Here is a 24,517-nt window from a genome sequence, read left to right on the forward strand (position 1 = left end):
ATCTGCACCCACACTGCAAGGATTCACCCATGGACCGCTACGGCGTCTTCGGCAACCCCATCGGCCACAGCAAGTCGCCGCAGATTCATACCCTGTTCGCCGCGCAGACCGGCCAGGCGCTTTGCTACGAGGCGTTGCTGGCGCCGCTGGATGACTTCCCCGGATATGCCCGGGCCTTCTTCCAGCAGGGCCTGGGTGCCAATGTCACGGTGCCGTTCAAAGAGCAGGCATTCCGGATGGCCGATCAGCTCACCGAGCGCGCCCGTCGCGCCGGTGCGGTGAATACCCTGAAGAAGCTCGAAGACGGCCGGCTGCTCGGCGACAACACTGACGGCGCCGGGCTGGTCGGCGACCTGCTGAACGCCGGTGTGGCGCTGGCGGGCCAACGTATTTTGCTGCTCGGAGCTGGCGGGGCCGTGCGTGGCGTGCTGGAACCGTTGCTGGTGCAGCAGCCCGCCGCGCTGATCATCGCCAACCGCACCGTGAGCAAGGCCGAACAGCTGGCACTGGAATTCGGCGAACTCGGTCCGCTGTCGGCCAGCACGTTCACCGATCTTGCCGAACCGGTTGACCTGATCATCAACGGCACCTCGGCCAGTCTTGGTGGTGAACTGCCACCGCTGGTCGACAGCCTGATCCAGCCGGGTCATACCTTCTGCTACGACATGATGTACTCCGCCAGGCCCACGGCGTTCTGCGAGTGGGCGGCGGCGCTGGGTGCGAAGACCCGTGACGGGCTCGGCATGCTGGTGGAACAGGCGGCGGAAGCCTTCGAACTCTGGCGCGGCGTGCGTCCGGATACGGTGCCGGTGCTCGAGGCGCTGCGCCGGCAGCTCAGCTAGCCGCGGAAGTGAATGCGCTGATGAATATGCTGGGGCCGTTCGAGTTCGTCGACGATGCCGGCGGCGATGCGCTGCAATTCCCGATAGGGATTGGCCTCGCCCTTGCCCGCCGCTTCGGCCAGCGCCTCGACGGTCAAATGATTGCCGGCTGAGGGCGCATCCACCAGCGTCCAGCGCAGCGGATGAGCCACTAGGCGTTGCAGCGCCGCTTCGACTTCCGGCTGCAGCTCGATTGCCGGGAAGTCGGCAACCAGCAGCAGGCGGTCGACCTTGGCGCGCTCCAGGCCGAGCAACAGCGCCGCGACTGCCTGATAGAAATCCCGTTGGGGTGACTCGCCGGTAACCGCATCGGCACCCGGCAGCCGCGGCGTCTGGAACAGGCAGATCACCGCATCCATTCCGGCCGCGCTTTCGCTGACGCTCACTGCATCGAATGGATCGCCCGGTTTGGTGCGTAGGCCTGGCCGGGCGGATATCGAATTGAGGTCGTCGAGCAACGCCACAGCCTCATGCTGGCGGCTGAGCAGCTCCACCAGCAGCGCGCTGCCGAGGTCGTCGTGCGCACCGTAAAGGGCGAACTTCAGCCGCGGCGTTTCAGCGTTGAGCATGACGACAGCCGATCAGCGGCGCGTGATCAGGTAACCGATCACGGCAAAGGCGCCGGCGGCCAGGGCCAGGGTGCCCAGCGGGTGCTCCTTGGCGCAGTCACGCGCGGCGCGGCTGGCTTCGCGGGTGCGTCGGGAGATATCGGCGTAATGCTCATCCCAGTCGTTGTCGTGCCAGAGCGACTCGGCACGTGAGCGCAGGGCGCTGAGCCGCTTGTGTGAGTCGCGGGCAGCGTTGTGCTTGAGCTCGTCGAGCGCGCGCATCAGGCTGTCGATCTCGTGCTGGACTTCTTCGCGGGTGGTGGCTTTGTGGCTGAAACGGGACATGGTGTGACCTCCCCTCGGTAAGTGTGGTTGTTTGACCTCGAAAAGGCCGAGAGGTGCTGCTGAACAGGATGCGGATGCAGCGGGAAGCACCTCAGAATGTTTCCCCAGCACTGGCAGCGAGCGGCTCGCTTCCGACGAACCGTTCATCGGGAACAGGCGAGCCGTCAGGCGATTCCCTATACTGGCGCAACGTCTACCACGTCGCATTTAGCGCATTTCGACCTTCCATCGCGGGGAAAAGCCCATCGTGAACTTTCGTCGTACCCTCGCCAGCCTGTTTTTTGTTTGCCTGGCCTCGTCGCCGGCCCTTCATGCCCAGGCCGCCAAGCCGGCCGTCCAGGAACTCGCCTCCGGCAGTGCGCTGCTGGTCGATCTCAATACCAACGAAGTGCTGTATTCCAGCAACCCCGACATGGTGGTGCCGATCGCCTCGGTGACCAAGCTGATGACCGCGATGGTCGTGCTGGACGCCAAGCTGCCGCTGGATCAGGTGCTGCCGGTGACCATCCGCGACGCCAAGGAAATGCAGGGCGTGTTCTCCCGCGTGCGCATCGGCAGCGAGATCAGCCGTCGCGAGATGCTGCTGCTGACCCTGATGTCTTCCGAGAACCGCGCGGCCGCCAGCCTCGCCCACCACTACCCGGGTGGTTACTCGGCGTTCATCCAGGCGATGAACGCCAAGGCGCGGGCGCTGGGCATGAGCCGCACGCACTACATCGAGCCCACCGGGCTGTCCGAGCGCAACGTCTCCAGTGCCAATGACCTGGTCAAGCTGATCCGTGCCAGCCGCCAGTACGCGCTGATCCAGCAGTTCAGCACCACTGACGAGAAGACTGTGGCCTTTCGCAAGCCCAACTACACCCTGGGCTTTCGCAACACCAACGCCCTGGTGCGCAAGAACAACTGGGACATCCAGCTGAGCAAGACCGGCTTCACCAACGCTGCCGGCCATTGCCTGGTGATGAGCACCACCATGAAGCAGCGCCCGGTGGCCTTCGTGGTGCTCGATGCGTTCGGCAAGTACACCCATATGGCCGACGCCAACCGCCTGAAGAAGTGGCTGGAAACCGGTACCGTGACCCCGGTACCCGCCGCCGCGCTGGCCTACAAGCAGCAGAAGCAGGCCCAGCGCCAGTTGGCCGGCCAACCGGCGGACGCTGCCCAAGCGCTGCTGGAAACCCGCTGAGCCCTGTGCGCGCTGCGCGAACCGGTCCGCGCAGCGCCTCAGATGAGAATCGATGGGTATTCTTGAGTTTGCGCAACTCTTTTTGCCGAGAGTCGTTCCTATCATGAACGTCATTCGCAACTACGCCCTGTCGAATCCTTGATGAATCGTCGCCGCCTCCCTGCCTGGCTCGCCAGCCTGGCCCTGCTGATCCATCTGCTGAGCATGCCGCTGTCGGGCCTGTTGCCGGCGGAGAGCAAGCGGCTGCTCGGCTGGAGCGGGCATTGCCCGTTGATGCAGGCACAGCTGCAGCAGTCGCACGCACTGCATGGGTCGGCGGAGCATGGCGAGCATGAACCGGCCACCCATGGTGGGATGCCGCCGTGCTGCTGCTGCGCCGGTTCGATGGGCGTGGCAGCGCTGCCCGGCGCCGCACCGCTGCTACCGCAGGAAATTCGTGGCGGCCCGGTTCTCGCTGTCGAAGTAGGCGCCCATCGGCCGTCGCCACGGCAACAATGGCCAGCCCTCAACCCGCGCGCCTCACCCCTCGCCTGACGCCGCTGGCGTCACTCCTCGTTGCTACGCCTGAACTGACCTGCACCCGCCAATGGCCGGCGTGCGGGCATCTGTCGCCGGCTATTCGCCGTGCGGCCCTGTCTGTTGCACAAGGAACATGCGAGATGCTCGATCATCCTGCGCACCCTTCGCGGCGCTCTGCGCTGCCACGTCTTTTTATCGCGGCCCTGGCCGCTGCTTACCTGCCGGCAAGCCTTGCCGATAGCGCCGCTTCCGCGCTGTCGCTGGGCAGCAGCACCGTCACCGCCAGCCAATCGAGCGGCGGCCTGCCGACCAGCAGCGTGATCAGCTCGGTCGATCTGCTCGGCGGCGACATCCTCGAACAACAGCCGGTGCTCTACAGCTGGGAGCTGTTTCGTCGCGCGCCGGGGGTGATGCTTACCGAATTCGGCCAGGGCACCAGCTCCGGCAAGCTGTCTTTCCGCGGCTTCAATGGCGAAGGCGAGGTCAACGCGGTCAAGCTGCTGATCGACGGCATCCCGAGCAACAGCAACGACGGCAACATGCCCTATCTGGACATGCTGTTCCCGCTGGAAATCGACGGCATCGAGGTGGTGCGCGGTACCAACGATCCGCGCTACGGCCTGTACAACATCGCCGGCAACGTCGCCGTGCAGTCGCGCATCGGCGGCGATTACGGCAAGGCGCGGCTCCGCTACGGCAGCTACGACACCCAGGAGCTGCAGCTGGCCAAGGGCATCGAAAGCGGCAACTGGACGCAGAACTACTTCATCGGCCAGCAGAAAAGCGACGGCTATCGCGACCACGCCGGCAGCGAGCGCACCAGCCTGTCCGGCAAATGGTTCTACACGCCGGATGCCGGCAACTGGCGCCTCGGCCTGATCGCCCGGCATTACGAGGCCGATGCCGACGAGCCGGGTTACCTGTCGCGTGAGGACGCGTGGCAATCGCCACGCCAGTCCTACGCGCTGTCGGCCAGCGACATGGGCGAGCGGCGCATGAACCAGCTCAGCCTGCATCTGGACAGCCAGCTCACCAGCGATCTCAGCTGGGCGACCAAGGTCTGGCTGAACACCCTGGACGACGACCGCTGGGTGCGTTTCTCGCAATCGGCGCCACAGCAGCGGCGTACCAGCGAGGAAAAGCACTACGGCGCGCGTACCTCGCTGACCTATCGCCCGGACGTGTCCTGGCTGTACGACCTGGCCCTCGAAGGCGGGCTGGACACCGAACAGCAGCGCAACCGCAGCGAGCGCTACACCACCGTCGAGCGCCAGGTCGTGACTCAGACCCGCGACCAGCGCTTCGACTACGACAGCTACGGAGCCTACCTGCAGGCGGTGATCCAGCCGGTCGAGTCGCTGAAGATCATCCCGGCGTTTCGCGTCGACCGCATCGAGGGCGACTTCACCGACGAGCTGAGTGGCAACGATTACGCGATCAACGACTACGGCAGTATCGAGCAGCCGAAGATCAGCCTGATCTACACCCCCATCGAGCAGCTGAGCCTGTATGGCAACTGGGGTCGGACCTTCCAGATCGGCACCGGGGCGGCCGCCTACAAGGTGCCGCCGCGCACCAGAGATCTCTCGCCGTCGATCAATGACGGCTGGGAGACCGGCATCAAGTTCAGCCCGGCGCACTGGATCGATGGCCGCATCGCCTACTGGGAGCAGGTGGCCACGGACGAGGTGCGGCGCCGGCTCAACGACCCCAGCGGTGAATCGGAGAACCTCGGGCAGACGCGCCGCTGGGGCTACGACGCGCAGCTCAACCTCTACCCCGCCAGCGATCTGAATCTGTGGCTGGCGCACTCCTGGCAGTTCTCCGAAATCGAGAAGGCCGACCCCAGCCTGCCGTCCAGCCAGGGCCAGCAGATCGACCATGTGCCGCAGCGGCTGTACTCGGCCGGCAGCACCTACCAGGCGACGCCGGACCTGCAGCTCAGCGCCTGGCTCAACGGCCAGACCGACTACTACCTCGAACGCGAGAACACCCAGGGCAAGTACGGCGGCTACGTGCTGTTCAACCTCGGCGCCAGCTACCAGCTGACCGAGCAGCTGGCCGTCGACCTGCAGCTGAAGAACCTCACCGACCGCTACTACGAGTACGTCTGGTACGACGGTGTCCAGTCGCTGCATGCGCCGGGCGATGGCCGCGCGCTGTATGCCGCCGTGACCCTGGACTTCTGAGCCGCATGAAGCGCTATCTGTACCTCGCGCATCGCTGGCTGGGCATCGGGCTCGGCCTGTTCGTCCTGCTCTGGATCGTCAGCGGCGTGGTGATGCTGTTCGTCGCTTACCCCAAGCTGACGCCGGAGGAGCACCTGTCACGCCTGCAGCCGCTGAGTGTCGATTGCTGCATCGCACCGGGCGCAGCGCTTGCCGCCAGCAAGGACCCGCGCACGCCGCTCAGCCTGCGCCTGACCGGCGCCGGTGGCTCGCCGCGCTATCTGCTGGACTACGGCGACGGCCCGCTGCTGGCGGTCGATGCGCGTAGCGGCAAGCGCATCGAGCACATCGGCGCTGCCGAGGCACTGGCCAGTGCGCGGCAGTTCGCGGACGGTGCCGAGGTGCGCTTGCTCGATCGGGTCGAGGAAGATGCCTGGACGCGCAACCACGCCCTGGCCCGCGAGCGACCGCTGTATCGCGTGCAGGCGGACGATGCCGAAGGTCGGCTGCTGTACGTCTCCAGCCATACCGGGCTGGTGGTGCGCGACGCCACTGCCCATGAGCGGGCCTGGAACCTGCTGGGCGCCTGGCTGCACTGGCTCTACCCGTTGCGCGAGGTCATGCCGAAGGCGCTCTGGTCGGTGGCGCTGGTCTACGGTGCGCTGCTGGCTGCGGTGCTGGTGCTGCTGGGCATGCTGATCGGGCTAATGCGCTGGCGCTTCGCCGGGCGCTACCGCAGCGGCTCGCGGTCGCCCTACCCGGCCGGCGCTGGCCGCCTGCACCACGTTGGCGGGCTGCTGGTCGGCGTCGTGCTGCTGGTCTGGCTGGTCAGCGGCATGCTGTCGATGGAGCCCTGGGGGCTGTTCGAAAAACGCTCGACCATCGACGCCGCCGCGCTACGGCAGGCGCCGCTAAATGCCAAGGCGCTGGATATGGATCTGGCGTCCGCACTGGCCCGATTCCGCGGGGCTGGTTTCGAAGCGGTGGAGCTGCAGTGGCACATGCTCGGCGAGGAGCCCTATCTGCTCGGCCTCGATGCCAGGGGCGAGACGCGCATTCTGCCCGCGGCATCCGCCCGGCCGGCGCAGAAACACCTTGAGCGCGCGGTGCTGGAGCGTCAGGTCCGCCAGGCCTGGCCGGAACAGCAGCTGCGCTTCGAATGGCTGGAGCGGGAAGATTTCCACTACTACGCCCGCAGCGAACCGAGCCTTTACAGCCATCTGCCGCGACGCTTGCCGCTGCTGCGGGTGCGTTTCGACGACCCGGCCGCGACCTGGCTGCACATCGACCCCTACAGCGGCACCGTCATTGAGCAACTCGACCAGCGCCGGCGTGCGGTGCGCTGGGCGTTCAAGCTGCTGCACAGCTGGGACTGGCCGCCTTTGCTGCAACGGCCGCTGCTGCGTGACGGCCTGCTGCTGGTATTCAGCGCCGGCGTGCTGCTGATCGCCATCAGCGGCGTGCTGTTGGGCTGGCGGCGGCTGCGGGGTCGACCACGGCGAGCCCGGGAGAGGACAGTGCGTGCCGCTCAGCCGCCACGGTTGCCGTAGGCGGCTTCCTCGCTGTCCTCCTCGCTGGCGCGGGCCAGCTCATGGGCCAGATGCCGCTTCAGGCGCTGCAGCGCGGCGTCGCTCCAGCCTGCCGGGGCGCTGACGATCCGCCAGGCATCGACATAATCGGCCGGCGCATACACATGCCCGTAGCCGGGCGGCGTCGGTGTGGTCACCGCCATGTCCACCGCCAGCTGCAGCATGGTCACCAGCGGGAACCAGCGCAGCGACGGCGACACATCCGGCCCGCGCGGCTCGGCCAGCCAGTCCGGGCGGCGCCAGGCGTAGCGATGGTCGAAGAAGGTGATCGGGTCGCTGGCGTACTGCAGATAGAGCAGGCGCATCGGCCCCCAGGGGGCATCGACCGGCTCCGGTGTGCCCTGCTGGTTCATGAAGCGCACGAAGCGGCCATCGCGGAACTGCGGGCGCCACTCCGGGCTGCCTTCGTTGCGACTGTCGGTTAGTGAGCGCCACAGATCGCTGCGAAACGGCGGCCCGCTCCACAGCGCACCGTGGATGGGGTCGCCGAGCAGCTCGTGCAGCTCCCATGAGCGTTGCGAATGCAGGGCACCGAGGCTCAGCCCGTGCAGATACAGGCGCGGTCGGCGCTCGGGCGGCAGCTGCGTCCAGTAGGCGTAGATTTCCGCGAACAGCGCTCGGGCCACGTCGCGGCCGTAGTCGGCCTCCACCAGCAATGCCAACGGACTGTTCAGATAGGAATACTGCAGCGCCACGCTGGCGATGTCGCCGTGGTGCAGGTACTCCACCGTATTCATCGCCGCGGGATCGATCCAGCCGGTGCCGGTCGGCGTCACCACCACCAGCACCGAGCGTTCGAAGGCGCCGCTGCGCTGCAATTCGCTGAGCGCCAGGCGGGCACGCTGGCGCGGCGTTTCGGCGGCACGCAGACCGACATAGACGCGGATCGGCTCCAGCGCCGGCTCACCGCTCACCGCCGAGATCTCTGCCGCGGAAGGACCGGAGCCGATAAAGCCGCGGCCGGTGCGCCCCAGTTCCTCCCAGCGCAGCGCGGAGGCGGCACTGCCGCTTTTCAGCGGTGAAGCGGGCGGCGCCGTTTCCGGCTCGATCAGCGCATCGTACTGGGCGAACGAGGCATCCAGCATGCGCAGTGCCTGCGCCACCAGCACGTCGGTGGCCAGCGACCAGAACAGCGCCAGCGCTACCAGCACACCGATGACGTTGGCCACCCGGCGCGGCAGCACGCGGTCGGCATGTCGCGAGACGAAGCGCGACACCAGCCGATACAGCCGTGCCAGCGTCAGCAGGATGAGAAAGGTCGCCAGCGCAGTGAGCACCACTTCGATCAGATGCGCACTGCTCACCGGCGGCATGCCCATCAGCGCGCGCACCGCGTTCTGCCAGCCGGCGACCTGGCTGAGAACCGCCCCCGCCAGCAGGACGCAGGCGCCGGCAATCACCAGGTTGACCCGTTCGCGCAGGTGCTCCGGCCGCTCCGGCAGGCCCAGATAGCGCCACAGCCAGCGCCAGAGCACCCCGATGCCGTAACCGACCGCCAGCGCCGCGCCGGCCAGCACACCCTGGCTCAGCGTCGAGCGCGGCACCAGCGACGGCGTCAGCGCCGCGCAGAAAAACAGCGTGCCCAGCAGCAGACCGAAGCCGGACAGCGAGCGCCACGCGGACAGCAGGGGGAGACGCAGCATCGATAACTCCACGATTGGTCTGCAGTTGGATGAGCAAAGCTTATCGCCTGGGCCTTTCGAGGCATCGCTGTCGCCACGGTTCCCGTCTGCGCCAGGCTGGCGGCGATCAATTCGATGCAACGATGGCCGAGCGGCCGACTCAAACGACTACATTTCCCTTAGCACAGCGGGAACCGACGTCGAATGAGCACCCCAGACAATAGCTATATCCAGTGGCTGGTCGAGCAGTCCATGTTGCATGCGGCCCGCGAACGCGCGCGCCTCTATGCCGGCCAGGCGCGGCTCTGGCAGCGGCCCTACGCGCAGGCGCGGCCGCGTGATGCCAGCGCCATCGCCTCGGTGTGGTTCACCGCCTATCCTGCGGCCATCATCACCCCGGAGGGCTGTTCGGTGCTCGAAACGCTGGGTGACGACCGGCTGTGGAGCGCGCTCTCCGAACTGGGTGTGCAGGGCATCCACAACGGCCCGATGAAACGCTCCGGCGGCCTGCGCGGGCGCGAATTCACGCCGACCATCGATGGCAACTTCGACCGCATCAGCTTCGACATCGACCCGAAGCTTGGCACCGAGGAGCAGATGCTGCAGCTGAGCCGGGTCGCCGCTGCACACAATGCCATCGTCATCGACGACATCGTCCCGGCGCACACTGGCAAAGGCGCCGACTTCCGCCTCGCCGAAATGGCCTACGGCGATTATCCCGGGCTCTACCACATGGTCGAGATCCGCGAGGAGGATTGGGAGCTGCTGCCCGAGGTCCCACCGGAGCGCGACGCGGTGAACCTCGAGCCGCCAGTGGTCGACCGGCTGAAGGAAAAGCACTACATCGTCGGCCAGCTGCAGCGGGTGATCTTCTTCGAACCCGGTATCAAGGACACCGACTGGAGCGTCACCGGCGAGATCACCGGAGTCGACGGCAAGGTCAGGCGCTGGGTCTACCTGCACTATTTCAAGGAAGGCCAGCCATCGCTGAACTGGCTCGATCCGACCTTCGCCGCCCAGCAGCTGATCATCGGCGATGCCCTGCACGCCATCGACGTCGCCGGTGCCCGCGTGCTGCGCCTGGATGCCAACGGCTTTCTCGGCGTCGAGCGGCGTGCCGAGGGCACCGCCTGGTCCGAGAGCCATCCGCTGTCGGTCACCGGCAACCAGCTGCTCGCCGGGGCGATCCGCAAGGCCGGTGGCTTTAGCTTCCAGGAACTGAACCTGACCATCGACGACATCGCCGCCATGTCACACGGCGGCGCCGATCTGTCCTACGACTTCATCACCCGCCCGGCCTATCACCACGCGCTGGTAACCGGCGACACCGAGTTCCTGCGCATGATGCTGCGCGAGGTGCACGCCTTCGGTATCGACCCGGCATCGCTGATCCACGCGCTGCAAAATCACGACGAACTGACCCTGGAGCTGGTGCATTTCTGGACCCTGCATGCCTACGACCATTACCACTACAAGGGCCAGACCCTGCCCGGCGGGCACCTGCGCGAGCTGATCCGCGAGGAACTGTACGAGCGGCTGACCGGCGAGCATGCGCCCTATAACCTCAAGTTCGTCACCAACGGCGTGGCCTGCACCACCGCCAGCGTGATCGCGGCGGCGCTGAACATCCGCGATCTGGACGCCATCGGCCCGGCCGAGGTCGAGCAGATCCAGCGCCTGCATATCCTGCTGGTGATGTTCAATGCCATGCAGCCCGGCGTGTTCGCCCTCTCCGGCTGGGATCTGGTCGGCGCCCTGCCGCTGCCCGCCGAGCAGGTCGAGCATCTGATGGGCGACGGCGACACGCGCTGGATCAACCGCGGCGCCTATGACCTGGCGGACCTGGCACCGGAGGCATCCACGTCGGCCGAAGGCTTGCCGAAAGCCCGCGCCTTGTACGGCAGCCTGGCCGAGCAGCTGCAGCAGAGCGGCTCCTTCGCCTGCCAGCTCAAGCGCATCCTCAGCGTGCGCCAGGCCTACGACATCGCCGCGAGCAAGCAGATCCTGATTCCCGACGTGCAGGCACCGGGGCTGCTGATCATGGTTCACGAACTGCCGGCCGGCAAAGGCGTGCAGATCACCGCGCTGAACTTCAGCGCCGAGACCATCAGCGAAACCGTCTGCCTGCCCGGCGTCGCACCCGGTCCGGTGGTAGACATCATCCACGAGCGGGTCGAAGGCGATCTCACCGAGAACTGCGAGCTGACCTTCAACCTCGACCCCTACGAAGGCCTGGCCCTGCGGGTGGTGAGCGCGGCATCGCCGGTGATCTGAAGGCCCTCTTCGCGAGCCCCGTGCGCACGGCTATAGTGCGCAACCGCCCGGGGCTCGCCCTCGCCTTCGAGGACTTCGCGTGTCGTTCACCCCGCTTCTTCGCCGCCTTTCCCTGCTGCTCGCCTGCATGGCGTTGGCCTGCGCACCGGCTCTGGCGCAGATCGCCTGCCCGCCCGGCCAACAGCCGATCTGCCTGGCTGGCAACTGCCTGTGCGTGCCCGGTTCGGCAAGCGATACCCAGGCCGTGTATGACCGCGTGCAACGCATGACCACGCTGGCGCTGCAGAACTGGATCCAGCAATCGCGCGATCGGCTGGTGGCCGGCGGTGTCGAGTCGATGCCGCTGCATATCCGCTCGCAGCTCGAACCCTTTTTCGATCTCGCCGTGCTGGAAAGCGCGCACTACCGCGTCGGCGACGAGGTAGCGCTGAATGCCGGCAACACCCTGCTGCGCAACCCGGACGTCAACGCCGTCACCCTGATCGACGTCATCGTCTTCCGCCACGCCAGCGACGCGCAGGACAACGTCGCGCTCTGGGCCCATGAGCTCAAGCACGTCGAACAGTATCTGGAATGGGGCGTCGCCGAATTCGCCCGGCGCTACACGCTGGACTATCGGGCCGTGGAGCAGCCGGCCTATGCGCTGGAACTCGAGGTAGAGAAGGCGCTGGATGCGCGACCCTGAGCGGTCGCAGCGGATGCGCGGCGCCCGGCTTCAGCGGATCGGATCGGCCGCGGCGCAGTCACATGCCAGACAGATACCGCCAACAGGAGCCGAGCCATGAGTGTGACCGTGACCAAGCTCGAAGGCGACGACATTCCCGAGCATTTGCGCCACCCGGATATCGCCATGGTGTATCGAGTCACCGATGCCAATGGCAACAGCCGCTACCTGACCGACGACGTCGAAGCCGCGCAGCTGGCGGTCAACATCAGCGACCGCCAGCAGCTGAGCCCGACGCCTGAGGCCCGGCCTTGGCTTTCAGCCCGCCAGTACCGAATCCACCAGCGCCTTGGCCTCGGCCTGGATGCGCGCCAGGTGCGCCTCGCCTTCGAAACTCTCGGCGTAGATCTTGTAGACGTCCTCGGTGCCGGACGGCCTTGCGGCGAACCAGCCGTTCGCAGTTTCCACCTTCAACCCGCCGATGGCCGCGCCGTTGCCCGGTGCCTCGGTGAGGATGCGCGTGATCGGCTGGCCGGCCAGTTCCTTGGCGCTGACCTGCGAAGCGGAGAGCTTGCCCAGGCGCGCCTTCTGCTCGCGAGTGGCCGCGGCGTCGATGCGCTGGTACACCGGCGCGCCGAAGCGGTCGGTGAGTGCCTTGTAGCGCTCGCTGGGGTCCTTGCCGGTCACCGCGGTGATCTCCGCGGCGAGCAGGCCAAGGATCAGCCCGTCCTTGTCGGTGGACCAGGCGCCGCCCTGCTTGTCGAGGAACGAAGCGCCGGCCGATTCCTCTCCGCCGAAGCCCAGGCTGCCATCCATCAGGCCGTCGACGAACCACTTGAAGCCCACCGGTACCTCCACCAGGCGACGCTCGATGCCGGCGGCGACGCGGTCGATCATCGACGAGGACACCAGCGTCTTGCCGATGCCGGCCTCGGCGCTCCAGCCCGGGCGATGGGTGAACAGGTATTCGATGGCCACCGCCAGGTAATGGTTGGGGTTCATCAGCCCGCCGGAGCGGGTGACGATGCCGTGGCGGTCGTGGTCGGTGTCGCAGGCGAAGGCCACGTCGAAGCGGTCCTTGTTCTCGATCAGCCCGGCCATGGCATGTGGCGAGCTGCAGTCCATGCGGATCTTGCCGTCCCAGTCCAGGCGCATGAAGCGGAAGGTCGGATCGACCACCGTGGACAGCACCTCCAGCGGCAGGCCGAAGCGCTCGGCGATGCGCGGCCAGTAGTGCACACCGGCGCCGCCCAGCGGGTCGACGGCGAACTTCAGGCCCGAGCCGCGGATGGCGTCGAGGTCGATCACCTGCTCCAGCCCGCCTACATAGGCGTCGATGAAATCGAAGCGCTGGGTGGTCGATGCCTTCAGCGCCTGGCGGTAATCCATGCGCTTGACGCCATCGAGGCCGGCGACCAGCAGCGCGTTGGCGCGTTCCTGAATCCACTTGGTCACACCGGTGTCGGCCGGGCCGCCATTGGTGGGGTTGTACTTGAAGCCGCCATCGCCCGGCGGGTTGTGCGACGGGGTGATGACGATGCCATCGGCCAGCCCGCTGCTGCGGCCGCGGTTGTAGCTGAGGATCGCGTTGGAGATCGCCGGGGTTGGTGTGTAGCCCGGCTCGCCGCTGGTTTCCGGGCAGCCGGCGTCGATGCGTGTCTCGATGCCGTTGGCCGCCAGCACTTCCAGCGCCGAGATGAATGCCGGTTCGGACAGCGCGTGGGTGTCCATGCCCATGAACAGGGGGCCGTCGATGCCTTCCTGGCGGCGGTAATCGCAGATCGCCTGGGTGGTGGCGAGGATGTGCCACTCGTTGAAGCTGCCCTTGAGCGAGGAACCGCGGTGCCCGGAGGTGCCGAACGCCACCTGCTGCGCCGGGTCGGACGGGTCCGGCCGGTCGCTGTAGTAGCGCGCCACCAGGCGTGGCAGGTGGGTCAGGGTGTGCGGGTCGGGCAGGCGTCCTGCGTTGGCGGCGATACTCATCGGTCAGTCCTGTGCGAAAAGGCGGTACGCCGGCCCAGGCGGGCGTGGCGCGAAGCGAATGAAACGCCAGTCGGCGCCATTTATCCAGAGCTTCGACCGCATCAGCGCCGGCGGTTCCATGCGCGGCGTTATCCAGCCTGCGACGTTTTGGCCAAGCGCGCTCGTCGCCCCGCCGGAACCTCCACCGCAGCCCCCTTTCCACTGTTTAGCGGCCCGCGTTCGCGAGCCCGGTTGATCTGGAGGTTCCCATGAACGACGAACAAATCCGCCAGCGCGCCTATGAGATCTGGCAGGCCGAGGGACAGCCGGAAGGCAAGGAGGCCGAGCACTGGCAGCGCGCCCGTGACGAGATGGAGCCCTTCTACAAGGAAGGAGACGCCGAGGCCGGCAGCGTGGAAAGCAGCGTGGCCATTCCAATGCCGAAATCGGACGAAACGCATTAACCACGCAGGCAGGGCGGCGAAGATGCGGCACGCGCCGTCCCGCCCGATTCTGTTGCCACGTTCTCACCCTTCCCATCCTCTGCCCCGGTGCGCTGGAGCCTGTCGCCGCGCGCTGCTAGAGTGCCGCCGCTTGCCAACCACCGGCTGACAGGACGTCTGCCCAGCCGCCGCACAGGATGCATCCATGAAAAAGCTCGCGTTCGCCGTAGCCGTACCCCTGGCCCTCTTCGGGGCCGCCACCTTCTACACCAGCACCCAGGTCGAATCGACCGCCCGTGATGCCGTCGACCAGGCCAACCTCAAGCTGCGCGAGATGGGCATTGGCGCCGGCACCGATGTCAGCCTCACGCTGCTCAGCTTCGAGCGCGGCCTGCTGTCCAGCGCCGCGCTCTACCAGATCGATATCGAAGTGGCGGATGACGAAGGCCACTCCGAGCACTACGCGTTGCTGCTGAAAGATCGCCTCGAACACGGCCCCTTCCCCTTCTCGCGCCTGAGCCGTGGCCAGCTGATGCCGGTCGCCGCGCAGAGCCGCTTCGAGCTCGAACGCACCCCGCTGACGCAAAAGCTGTTCGACGCTGCCGCCGGCGAAGCGCCGCTGGTGGGCGACGTGACCATCGGCTATGACGGCGGCCAGTCCGGTGATCTGCGCACGGCGGCCTTCAACATGAAGAACGAAGACGGCACGGTGCGCGTCGCCCCGGCGACCCTCAACTTCGAGGCGAACAAGGACGGCAGCAACGTGCGCATGGACGGCGAGCTGGCGGAAGTCGATATCGACCTGCAGCGCGGTGACAACGGCCGGCCGGTACAGCTGAGCCTGCGCGGCATCGGCCTGAGCGCCGACAAGCAGGACTATGACGCAGGCTTCGGCTTCGGCCCGTCCGCCATCACCCTGCAACGCATGGAGATCAAGGCGGGCGATGAACCCGCAGTGGTCCTGCAAAACGCCTCGGTCGACGAAGTGCTGAGCCGTGGCAGCCGTGGTCTCGACCAGACCATCGCCTACCGCATCGGCGAGGTCAGCGCCAAAGGCCAGACGTTCCGCAACCTCGCCCTCGCCTTCAGCCTGCGCAACCTCGAGGAAAGCAGCCTCAAGGCGCTGGTGGCCAGCTACAAGGAAATCCTCGACAGCAGCACCACCCCGCAGGAATCCTTCGCCGGCATCACCGATGCCCAGCAGCAGGCGCTGCAGGCCCATGCCCTGCAGCTGCTGGAACACAAACCCACCCTCGCCCTCGACGAGTTCGGCTTCGAAACCGCCCACGGCGTCGCCAGCCTGTCCGTGGTGCTGGACCTGCAATCGCCGAGTGCAGAGGCCTTCACCCCGGATGCGATGATCACCAGCATGCTCGCCTCGCTCAAAGCCGAAGCTGCTATCGACAAGGACCTCGTGCACGACATCGCCGGGCTGGTCGCGCAGAACAACCCGCGCGGCGGCCAGCTCGATCCGGTGGCGCTGCAGCAGGAAGCCGACGCTGCCACCGAGCTGTTCAGCGGCATGGCGCTCAACGCCGGCTGGTCGCGCCTGGAAGGCGGCCGCCTGCTCAGTTCCCTGCATTACGCCAACGACCAGGTGACCTTCAATGGCCGCGAAATGAGCGTGCAGGAGTTCATCGGCTTTGCCTTCGGCTCGGTGCAGAACGCCGGGATGCTTGGCCAGTAACACCGCTTCTGGACCTGCCCGGCGCTTCGCTGGGCGGGTCCGCGTAGCCTCGGCTGACGTCCGCCCTGCTGAACGTGCCTCGCCACGCTGTAATCGTCATTCCCCCCTCGCCAGCCCCGAGTCGGCTGTGCCGCTGTTGATCTTGATCCCGCCGCATCCGACACTGACCCACGCTGTTCAGCGAATGGCCCGCCGCGCCGCGCCGGTCCGGAGCTGCGCTCCGTCAGGTCGCTGGAACCATCCTCGCGTTCGCCGCCTCTGCTGAATATGGAGGCTGTGCCAGGCCTAGCAGAAACTCGCGGTCGGGCCCGACGCAACGAGCCAACCCCACGACTATTCACGCAGCAGCCTCGGACAGGGGGATAGCTCCCGCCAAGGTTTCAATCCAAAGGTTCCGTTTGTCCGATGACGCAGACGCTCAACTATCAGGCGATATTCGAAGCCGTCCCCGACCCGTATCTGATCCTCGCGCCTGATCAGGATTTCACCATTCTCGCGGCGAACGACGCGCGTCTGCGTGCCACCCATACGCGCAGGGAAGACAGCATCGGCAGACCGGTCTTCGACGTGTTCCGCAAGAACCCGGACGACCCGACCGAGTTCGGCACCGGCGCACTGCGCGACTCGCTCGAACGCGTAGTGCGAACCCTCGCGCCAGATCGCATGGCGATCACCCGCTACGACATCCCGCGTCCGGCGGCGCAGGGTGGCGGTTTCGAGCTGCGCTACTGGCGGCCGCTGAACGTTCCGGTGCTCGATGAGCACGGTGAAGTGCTCTACATCATCCATCAGGTCGAAGACGTCACCGCCAAGGTGCTGCGCCAGGACAGTGCCAGCCTCGTTCACTCCGAGGAACGCTTTCGTGCAGCGCTACTGGCCTCCGGCACCGGCACCTTCACCTGGTTTCTCAGTGACGGCACGCTCAGCCTGGACAGTGCGCTGGAGCAGATCTTCCACCTGCCGCTCGGCCAGCAGGTCACCAGTGTCGAAGGCTTTATCGCTCAGGTTCACCCGGACGACCGGCACTATGTGCGCCTGGCCTTCGAGCACTACGCCAACGGCGACGACTTCACCGCGGAGTTTCGCCTGGTGCACACGGACGAGGAGCGCTGGCTGGCCTGCAAGGCCAAGGCGTTTCGCGATGCCAACGGCACGCTCGCCTACGTTGCCGGCGCCTGCACCGACATCAGCGCGCGTCGGCATGCCGAAGACGCCCTGCGCGACAGCGAGAACCGCCTGCGCCAGCTCAACGAGACCCTCGAGGCGCGGGTCGCCACCGAAGTCGCCGAGCGCAGCCGCGCCGAAGACGCCCTGCGCCAGGCGCAGAAGATGGAGGCCGTCGGCCAACTGACCGGCGGCATCGCCCACGACTTCAACAACCTGCTGACCGGCATCATCGGCAGCCTCGACCTGATGCAACGCCGCCATCAGCGCGGCGAGCCGCTCGACCTGGAGCGCTACATCGGCGCCGCGGTGACTTCCGCCCAGCGCGCGGCAGCGCTGACCCAGCGGTTGCTGGCCTTTGCCCGCCGGCAGACGCTCAACCTCAGGCCCGGCGACGTGAACCAGCTGGTGGCTTCGCTGGAGGATCTGCTGCATCGCACCACCGGCGAGAACATCACCATCGTCACGCGCCTGAGCGCCGGGCTGCTGCCCGCCTGCATGGACGTGAACCAGCTCGAAAGTGCCCTGCTCAACCTCGTCATCAATGCGCGGGATGCCATGCCCTATGGCGGGCAGATTACCCTCTCCACCGCCAGCTTCAGCATGGGCGAAACGCCCGACCCGAAGAAAAGCGGCATGGCTGCGGGCGAGTACGTGCTGCTCAGCGTCGCCGACACCGGTACCGGCATGGCGCCGAATGTCATGAAGCGGGCCTTCGAGCCATTCTTCACCACCAAACCGATCGGCCAGGGCACCGGCCTGGGGCTGTCGATGGTGTATGGCTATATCAAGCAGGCCAAGGGCTATATCCAGATCGAATCCGAACCGGATGTCGGCACCCGGGTGGACCTCTATCTGCCGGTTCACCACGGCGAAAGCCCTACCGTTGTCCACGAGCCCGAACACGCACCAGCAGGTGCCGGTGAAACCATTCTGGTGGTCGAGGACGAGCCGGTGGTCCGCTCGCTGGTGGTCGAAGTGCTGAACGATCTGGGCTACGAGACCCTGGAGGCCGCCGAGGCCAGCGAAGCGCTGCGCATTACCGAGAGCGAGCAGCGCATCGACCTGCTGATCTCGGATGTCGGCCTGCCCGGCATGAACGGCCGACAACTGGCCGACCTTGCTCGCCAGCAACGTCCCGGCCTGAAGGTGCTGTTCGCCACCGGCTATGCCGAGAGCTTTGCCGCCAACGATTTTCTCGGCCCGGACATGGCGGTGATCACCAAGCCCTTCGCCATCGATGCCTTCGCCAGCAAGGTCGGCGAGATGCTGGGCATCCGCAACGGCTGAGCCGTGGCCGGCTACCCGCCCAGCCGCTCGCTGAGAAAGTCGATAAAGCAGGCGATGCGCGAGGCCAGCGCGCTGTTGCGGTAATACACGGCATTGATCGGCTGGCGCACGTCGACGCGCTGCGCCGCCAGCACCTCGACCAGCTCGCCGCGCTGGCGATCCTTCTCGGTCATGAAGTCGGACAGGCACACCAGCCCCTCACCGGCCAGCGCCAGTTCACGCGCCGTATCGCCGCTGGAGACACGCAGCGCCGGGGTGATCCGCCAGCTCTCCCCCAGCGCATGACGCAACGGCCAATCGTTGAGCCGATCCGGCTCGGTAAAGCCGATCAGGCTGTGCCCGGCCAGGTCCTCGACCTGCAGCGGCACGCCATGCCGCTGCAGATAGGCCGGGCTCGCCAGCACCCGGCGCATGGTGTGGCACAGCGGCCGCGCATGCAGGCTGGAATCTGGCAGCGGGCCGATGCGAATGGCCAGATCGGTGCGCCGCTCCAGCAGGTCGATGATGCGGTCGTCGCTGTACAGCTCAAGCTCGATCTGCGGATAGCGCGTGCGAAAGTCGCTGATCAGCGGCGCGATCACATGCAGCATGAACGGCGAGGCCGTGTTGACCCGCAAGCGCCCCGCCGGTGTCTGACGCCGCAGCGCCATCTGCTCCTCCGCCTCCTCCACGCTGGCCAGAATGCGCCGCGCCTGCGCCAGGAACACCTCGCCCTCCTCGGTCAGCTCCAGGCGCCGCGTGGTGCGGCGCAACAGCGTCACCGCCAGCTTGTCCTCCAGCCGACTCAACGCCCGGCTGACGCCCGAGGCGGTTTGTTCCAGCTGCTCGGCCGCGGCGCTGATCGAGCCACTGTCGACCACGCTGACAAAGGCGAGCATTTCGTCGAGGTTGGTTTTCATCGGTGAGGTCGCATCGAAGGGGTGGCGGAAAGCAACGAGTCTGGCGGCACCGCCACGTGGCGGCAACCGAACCGGCAGCGGGCCCCCGGCGGCGGGCCCATCGATCAGCCGCCGGCGAGGGGTGCCAAGGCCTCAAACGCCCTTATCATTCGGCCCCGGCACATTCACCCCGTCCAGCGTGGAACGGTTGTCGCCGGCGCCATCGGTGATCACGCTGAAACTGCCATCGGTCTCCAGCACCACCGCCTCGATGCCATCCAGCGCGGCCAGCCCCTGGCTGCGCGCGGCGGCACGCACCTCGTTCTCGGTCACCCGCGCCGCACGCAAGGCATCGCCGAGAAAACGCCCACGATAGAACAGCAACGCCGGCTCGCCCGTCACCGTACGCCGCACCCACGCCACCCGCACGCTGGACCAGGTGACCACATACTGCAGCCCGATCAACAGCGCGAACGCCAGCACCCCCTCGGCCAGCGACACATCCCGGTTGAGCAGAATCGTCGCGAAGGTCGAACCCAGCGCCACCGTCACCACCAGATCGAACGCATTCATCTTCGACAACGTCCGCCGCCCCGACAGACGCAACAGCAGCACCAGGCTGATATAGGCCAGCACGCCCACCACCAGCGTGCGTATCAATGTCATTCCGCTACTGAAAAACATGCCTTCCACAATCACCTCCATAACTGACCTATGCAGGGGTGGACAGGGTAGGCGGGCGGAAAGTGCAGACGGCGCAAATGACCGCGCGTCAGGCAACAGTATGAAAACTGGGGATTAATCCATCGTCTGCTTTACCCACACGGAAGCAGTGGCTAATGTGCCATCACGCGCAGCAATTGCGCACTCGATCACGGTTCCGCTGCGACGCTACGGTCTGCACCGGTCCGCTACCAAGGAAGGTACAGATGGCGCGCTTTATCCCTGTTCGCTCGCAATGTCAGTTCGATATGCCTGGCGAGCGGGGTTTTGCGGTGGAAGTGGTCCCGGCGGGCCGTCCCTTCGCCACCGAACCGCTCTCCGGCCGTGATGCCGGCGAAGACGGCGCTCCATCATCGTCCCCGATAGCGCCGGCCGCCGCGACGCGCTCACCGAACTCATCCACTGCCAAGACCATCGGCAGAATGGGACTGCCTCGTCACCCGCGTCAGCGACGAAATTACAAGGGGCGCAGGAGGCGATTGGTGGCGTGAGGGTCGGGCTTAGAAGCATCAGGAGAAGTAGTGTAGTGGAACATACATCTATATCACTTCATTTATTTGGTTGGTTAATTTAAGGAGGTGTAAGTGCATCATTCTACTTTACAGCGGTTAGCTTTTGCCAAATACCTTTTCTCTGTTGCTATAGAACAATCAAGAGCGCCAGAAATACTTTCCTCCGCGTCTGTACTAACATTTCATGATGCAATCGAGTTTTTCTTGCAAATTGCAAGCGAGCATCTAGATGCTGGAAAAAAACAACCAAACTTTATGGACTATTGGGATTTTTTGTCTGATGCACTTGGTGAGGCACTTCCGCAGAAGGAGGCAATGCGTCGCCTAAACAAGGCGCGCGTAGCTTTAAAACACAGTGGAACTTTGCCGTCTAGGTTAGATGTTGAAGCATTTAGGGCCGCTGCTGCATTATTTTTCCAAGAAGCAACGAGGCTGGTTTTCGGAGTTGAGTTTTCTGAAATCTCAATGATTGAATATGTTCCATCTGAAGAAGCGAGAAATCACCTTCGAAAAGCAGAGGCACTCAAGGTAAATGGGGAGCTTAATAGTGCAGCAGTCGAGATTGCGGTCGCTTTCGAAAAAATGGTCGATGAATATGAAGCTGATAAAGGGGGGTTAGGCACGGGGTCCCCATTCTTTTTTGGAGAAAACATGACCTTTTTATCGTCGTTCCACATGCGTTTGGATCGACGCGAATATCCGGATATGTCGCGGTTCGTGGATAGCGTAAATGAGTCAATCGGCGCAATCCAGCGAGCGGTTAAGATCCTCGCGCTGGGGCTGGATTACCGTAAGTATTCTAAGTTTAAATTATTAACTCCTCATGCCAGTCGTGTAATGTCGGGTGATTATGTCGTTCAACAATTTGCCGGTAGAGCGGACGAGCTAAATGAACAGTATGTAGGGTTTTGTATTGATTATGTAATAGAGTGCGCAATAAAGTTAAATGATTTCAATTATTCAAGGGCTGTCATGAAATAATTCAAGCTCTATCTTTGCGCTTTTACAGTTTTTTGGATGGTATAAAGTGGCTACGATAAATATTAAAGATAAAGATCTGTTTGGTAACGACGCAGGTGAAGATGAAAGCATTGAGGTTTTAAATTCATACTACGTGGATAACCCAGATTTTGACGATTTTTTTAATCCTTCAATCCGCCTTAACGTAGTAAGTGCGAGGAAAGGGATGGGGAAGTCTGCGATGATTTCTCGTATGACCTCTAAGCTTAAAGAGAGCAGCGATACTATTGTAATAAGGGTTACTGGAAATTCTCTTCTGGGTCTAGGCGACTTCCAAGGCCATGATCAAGCGTATTTGGAGAACTACTGGAAACAGATTATTTGCAAAAAAATCATACTAGAAATAGGGAATTCTATAGGATTTGCCTTAACTAGCGACGAAATGTCGATGGTTGAAATGGCAGAGCTGGAAGGTATGAAAAGCAAAAATATTATCGGAGGGTTGATTGCTAGGATCAAAGGAAAACTACCGTTAGTTGATGCAGAGATAAGGCAGTCGTTGCCAGCCAATCCGGCTAGCCTCTTGCAAAATTATCAAGATCAGCATAGTGACTCAAGCGTGTGGGTACTCATCGATGATATAGACGCTAAATACAAAGACACTCCAGAGTATCAAGCTAGAGTAGGGTCTTTTTTTAGCGCAATTAGATCCTTGGCGTTTGATATGAAGAACTTGAACATTAGAGCGAGCGTTAGATCGGATGTTTGGTCAAATCTCAGGCATTTAGAAGATTTAGATAAGTGGGAACAATATGTAGTCGAGATATACTGGACTAAAAAACAATTGCGAGACATGCTTGCTAATCGAATACTTTCGTATGTAAAAAGGAAATCTCCTAAATCAAAGGAGGCCCGTCTGAAAATAAGTAGAGACTATAATCAACTATTCGCGCTTGTTTTTGGGACTCCCATTCGATGGAGAGACGATCCAGAAGCTTCAATATTTGATGCTATATATTCTTTTTCAAATAAGCGGCCTCGTTGGATGGGGCAGTTATGTAGAATGGCTGCGGATCAGGCAAAAAAGAATAATCCTAGAAATAAAATAATAGACTTGGAGCACATTAAACAAATATTGGAAAAATACGGCAAAAACCGAAAGGATGATCTTATTAAAGAACATCAGCACCAATTTGATGAGCTAGATAAATTGATAGATGCTTTTCGAGCCAATAGCAGGACGTATACGCGGACATCGCTTTCAGCTTTATTTGAGAATAATTTTGTTCGGGGGCGTTCTATAAATGATATCCCAGAGATAGATGGAAAAATCTATGCCGCTCTGGATGATTTTGGCGAGTTCTCATACAAGATTGGTCTGATTTCAAAAGTTCATGAGAACGGAAAAAACTTTACTCACTTTACAGATGACCCGGATCTGTTTCGAAGTAACGAAAATATGGCTGATGCGATCACTTGGTCGGTTCACATTGCCTACAGGGCTTTTTTAAATATTCATTGAATGGAAATCGCGGGCGATTGACTAACTTTAAGCATTTCTACGAAGCTCGCGGTCAATTCAAAAGGTAAGAGCGTGAAAGGGGATAGAATTCTCCACTGAACATTTTGAGCTCAGCGCCGCCGCTTCGCGCCACGTCTCTTTATTCATAAGGTGACATTGCATGACTCAATCCTTTTCCGTACTCCCGCAAAACTTCGCGATCGCACGGTTGGAGCCTGGTGCTGAGCTGCCGAGCGCGGTATTGGCGTCACCGGGTTTTATGTCCATCACCCGGACGGAGGATGAGCTGTCGATCGTCTGCGCGGTGGATGTCGCGGCCGGGTTGCCCCGAGTGGACAGCAGTTGGCGCGCGATCAAGGTGCAGGGGCCGTTTGCCTTTGATCAGACAGGAATCCTGGCGTCCTTTCTTGATCCGCTCGCGGTAGCTGGCGTCGGCATTTTTGCGGTGAGCACCTTCGATACGGATTACATATTGGTCAAGTCGGAGAATCTTGCTAATGCGGTGGCAGCTTTGAAGCGAGCCGGACATCACCTCATCGGAGAATGAAGGCAGGAGCGAGGTAGCCTGGACGTAACGCGTGGAAAAGGCTTCGCCGTTTTCCACCCTACGCATACGCGGTGTCGGCAGAGCGAGCGGAGTGGCGTAGGGTGGACAACGCTGCGCTTGTCCACGCGAGATCCGTCAGCCGCTCGGGAAAAAGGGACAGATTTATTTTCAGGTGGCTAGCTTCGTAGCACCCTGTCATTTTCTCCGGCGTAGCTCTCCACAAGGTCCAAACCCATGCAGCTAACAACCCTTCTCGCCCCGACCTACACCCAAATGCTCAAAACCCTCGCCGGCTGGCTAAAGAAGGCGCAGGCCCAGCTACCGGAAGCGGAGGCGCAGGCGTTGTTATCCGCGCGGCTGGCACCGGATATGTTTCCGCTGTCGACGCAGGTTCGCTTTGCCTGTGTGCAGGCGCGGGAGGCCGTGTGTCGGCTGAGAGGCGAGGCGTTTCCGGCTGTGATCAAAGAGCTGCTGGACGAGGGGCGGCAGGCTGGCGAGCGGCCGGGCACGCTGGCTGATGCCTATGCCCGGATCGATGAGACGGTGGCATTGCTCGACGGTCTCGCCGCCGATGCGCTGGATATGGACGCGGACAAGCCAATCGCCCATGAGCTGGCAAACGGGATGATCTTCGACCTGACCGCGGAGCAATACGCCCGCGACTGGACGCTGGCGCAGTTCTACTTCCACGTGATGACCGCGTATTCGATCCTGCGTAAGGCAGGGATCGAGCTGGGCAAGGCGGACTACGTGGCACATATGCTGCCCTATCTGCGACCGGAATCGATTCCGAAGGGCTAACGAGGTGGCCTGAACGTAGCGCGTGGAAAAGGCTTCGCCGTTTTCCACCCTACGCAAGCACGGTGTCGGCAAAGGGGGCCGAGTGGCGTAGGGTGGACAACGCTGCGCTTGTCCACCGATGCGAATCGACGGGCAGAGCAGGTGGTTGGCGAAACGCTCGCGGGCTCGGGGCGTCCAACCGGGATGCCGCGCCCAAGCGGTCGTATTTGCGAACGACGTTCGCCCACCTCGC

20 protein-coding genes are annotated in these 24,517 nt (G+C 63.5%); 14 read left to right on the forward strand and 6 right to left on the reverse strand.

Translation table 11 applies throughout. From position 1 onward, the window contains the following. The first annotated feature begins 29 nt into the window (after window positions 1–29). The gene (gene aroE, locus UIB01_RS00140) at window positions 30–842 is read left to right on the forward strand and encodes a shikimate dehydrogenase (RefSeq protein ID WP_038655716.1); all 813 of its coding nucleotides are present in this window, start codon (window positions 30–32) and stop codon (window positions 840–842) included. On the opposite strand, the gene UIB01_RS00145 is transcribed toward aroE, so the two are convergent. Both UIB01_RS00145 and UIB01_RS00150 read right to left on the reverse strand, forming a co-directional pair. Beyond that, the gene (locus tag UIB01_RS00145; protein ID WP_038655718.1) at window positions 839–1,450 is read right to left on the reverse strand and encodes an NAD(P)-dependent oxidoreductase; all 612 of its coding nucleotides are present in this window, start codon (window positions 1,448–1,450) and stop codon (window positions 839–841) included. The genes aroE and UIB01_RS00145 overlap by 4 nt on opposite strands. Window positions 1,451–1,462: 12 nt before the next feature. Further along, window positions 1,463–1,774, reverse strand: coding sequence for an ElaB/YgaM/YqjD family protein (locus UIB01_RS00150; protein WP_038655720.1), 312 nt, complete (start codon window positions 1,772–1,774; stop codon window positions 1,463–1,465). Between the two features lie 247 nt (window positions 1,775–2,021). Here UIB01_RS00150 and pbpG point away from each other — a divergent pair, with 247 nt between their 5' ends. The 4 genes from pbpG to UIB01_RS00170 all read left to right on the forward strand — a co-directional run bounded on the left by pbpG (window position 2,022) and on the right by UIB01_RS00170 (window position 7,197). After that, window positions 2,022–2,960 carry a D-alanyl-D-alanine endopeptidase gene (gene pbpG / locus UIB01_RS00155; protein WP_038655722.1) on the forward strand — a complete coding sequence of 313 codons (939 nt, stop codon included), beginning with the start codon at window positions 2,022–2,024 and terminating at the stop codon, window positions 2,958–2,960. A 141-nt stretch (window positions 2,961–3,101) separates the two neighbouring features. After that, window positions 3,102–3,494: a DUF2946 family protein gene (locus UIB01_RS00160; protein ID WP_038655724.1), complete on the forward strand. Its 393-nt coding sequence runs from the start codon at window positions 3,102–3,104 to the stop codon at window positions 3,492–3,494. Window positions 3,495–3,619: 125 nt separating this feature from the next. Beyond that, window positions 3,620–5,668 (forward strand): TonB-dependent receptor, encoded by a 2,049-nt coding sequence (locus UIB01_RS00165; RefSeq protein WP_038655726.1) that lies wholly within the window; start codon window positions 3,620–3,622, stop codon window positions 5,666–5,668. Window positions 5,669–5,673: 5 nt separating this feature from the next. Next, a complete protein-coding gene (locus tag UIB01_RS00170) occupies window positions 5,674–7,197 on the forward strand; it encodes a PepSY domain-containing protein (protein ID WP_038655728.1) in 1,524 nt (507 codons plus the stop codon). Here UIB01_RS00170 and UIB01_RS00175 read toward each other — a convergent pair. Next, window positions 7,176–8,879, reverse strand: a complete 1,704-nt coding sequence (locus UIB01_RS00175; protein WP_038655730.1) for an alpha/beta hydrolase — start codon at window positions 8,877–8,879, stop codon at window positions 7,176–7,178. The two genes, UIB01_RS00170 and UIB01_RS00175, sit on opposite strands and share 22 nt — an antisense overlap. A gap of 183 nt (window positions 8,880–9,062) precedes the next feature. Between UIB01_RS00175 and treS the strand changes: the two genes are divergently transcribed. Continuing rightward, the gene (treS, locus tag UIB01_RS00180) at window positions 9,063–11,132 is read left to right on the forward strand and encodes a maltose alpha-D-glucosyltransferase (RefSeq protein ID WP_038655732.1); all 2,070 of its coding nucleotides are present in this window, start codon (window positions 9,063–9,065) and stop codon (window positions 11,130–11,132) included. A gap of 79 nt (window positions 11,133–11,211) precedes the next feature. Further along, window positions 11,212–11,817, forward strand: a complete 606-nt coding sequence (locus UIB01_RS00185) for an eCIS core domain-containing protein (protein ID WP_038655735.1) — start codon at window positions 11,212–11,214, stop codon at window positions 11,815–11,817. A 297-nt stretch (window positions 11,818–12,114) separates the two neighbouring features. Here UIB01_RS00185 and pgm read toward each other — a convergent pair whose 3' ends face one another. Then, entirely contained in the window at window positions 12,115–13,779 is a 1,665-nt protein-coding gene (gene pgm / locus UIB01_RS00190) for a phosphoglucomutase (alpha-D-glucose-1,6-bisphosphate-dependent) (protein ID WP_038655738.1), read from the reverse strand. 248 nt (window positions 13,780–14,027) lie between these two features. On the opposite strand from pgm, the gene UIB01_RS00195 reads away from it, so the two are divergent. The 3 genes from UIB01_RS00195 (at window position 14,028) to UIB01_RS00205 (ending at window position 18,342) form a co-directional block, all read left to right on the forward strand. Then, window positions 14,028–14,222 carry a DUF2934 domain-containing protein gene (locus UIB01_RS00195; RefSeq protein WP_038655740.1) on the forward strand — a complete coding sequence of 65 codons (195 nt, stop codon included), beginning with the start codon at window positions 14,028–14,030 and terminating at the stop codon, window positions 14,220–14,222. Window positions 14,223–14,406: 184 nt separating this feature from the next. Then, complete coding sequence (locus UIB01_RS00200; protein ID WP_038655742.1) at window positions 14,407–15,888, forward strand: YdgA family protein; 1,482 nt, start codon at window positions 14,407–14,409, stop codon at window positions 15,886–15,888. Window positions 15,889–16,293: 405 nt separating this feature from the next. Further along, on the forward strand, window positions 16,294–18,342 hold the full coding sequence (locus tag UIB01_RS00205; RefSeq protein WP_038655744.1) for an ATP-binding protein: 2,049 nt from the start codon (window positions 16,294–16,296) through the stop codon (window positions 18,340–18,342). 11 nt (window positions 18,343–18,353) lie between these two features. Here the strand turns inward: UIB01_RS00205 and UIB01_RS00210 are convergent, their stop codons facing one another. Together UIB01_RS00210 and UIB01_RS00215 are read right to left on the reverse strand one after the other, a co-directional pair. Then, window positions 18,354–19,241 (reverse strand): LysR substrate-binding domain-containing protein, encoded by an 888-nt coding sequence (locus UIB01_RS00210; RefSeq protein ID WP_038655747.1) that lies wholly within the window; start codon window positions 19,239–19,241, stop codon window positions 18,354–18,356. 132 nt (window positions 19,242–19,373) lie between these two features. Then, window positions 19,374–19,913 carry a DUF421 domain-containing protein gene (locus UIB01_RS00215; protein WP_038665258.1) on the reverse strand — a complete coding sequence of 180 codons (540 nt, stop codon included), beginning with the start codon at window positions 19,911–19,913 and terminating at the stop codon, window positions 19,374–19,376. A 614-nt stretch (window positions 19,914–20,527) separates the two neighbouring features. Here UIB01_RS00215 and UIB01_RS00220 point away from each other — a divergent pair. From UIB01_RS00220 to UIB01_RS00235, 4 genes are all read left to right on the forward strand, one after another. After that, window positions 20,528–21,436: a hypothetical protein gene (locus UIB01_RS00220; protein ID WP_038655749.1), complete on the forward strand. Its 909-nt coding sequence runs from the start codon at window positions 20,528–20,530 to the stop codon at window positions 21,434–21,436. Between the two features lie 46 nt (window positions 21,437–21,482). Next, the gene (locus tag UIB01_RS00225) at window positions 21,483–22,937 is read left to right on the forward strand and encodes a P-loop ATPase, Sll1717 family (RefSeq protein ID WP_038655751.1); all 1,455 of its coding nucleotides are present in this window, start codon (window positions 21,483–21,485) and stop codon (window positions 22,935–22,937) included. A 160-nt stretch (window positions 22,938–23,097) separates the two neighbouring features. Further along, on the forward strand, window positions 23,098–23,484 hold the full coding sequence (locus UIB01_RS00230; protein WP_038655753.1) for an ACT domain-containing protein: 387 nt from the start codon (window positions 23,098–23,100) through the stop codon (window positions 23,482–23,484). Between the two features lie 234 nt (window positions 23,485–23,718). Then, a complete protein-coding gene (locus UIB01_RS00235) occupies window positions 23,719–24,285 on the forward strand; it encodes a DUF1993 domain-containing protein (protein WP_080695033.1) in 567 nt (188 codons plus the stop codon). The last annotated feature ends 232 nt before the right edge of the window (window positions 24,286–24,517 follow it).

Origin of the sequence: Stutzerimonas decontaminans, from assembly GCF_000661915.1 — a bacterium.
Lineage (GTDB): Bacteria > Pseudomonadota > Gammaproteobacteria > Pseudomonadales > Pseudomonadaceae > Stutzerimonas > Stutzerimonas decontaminans.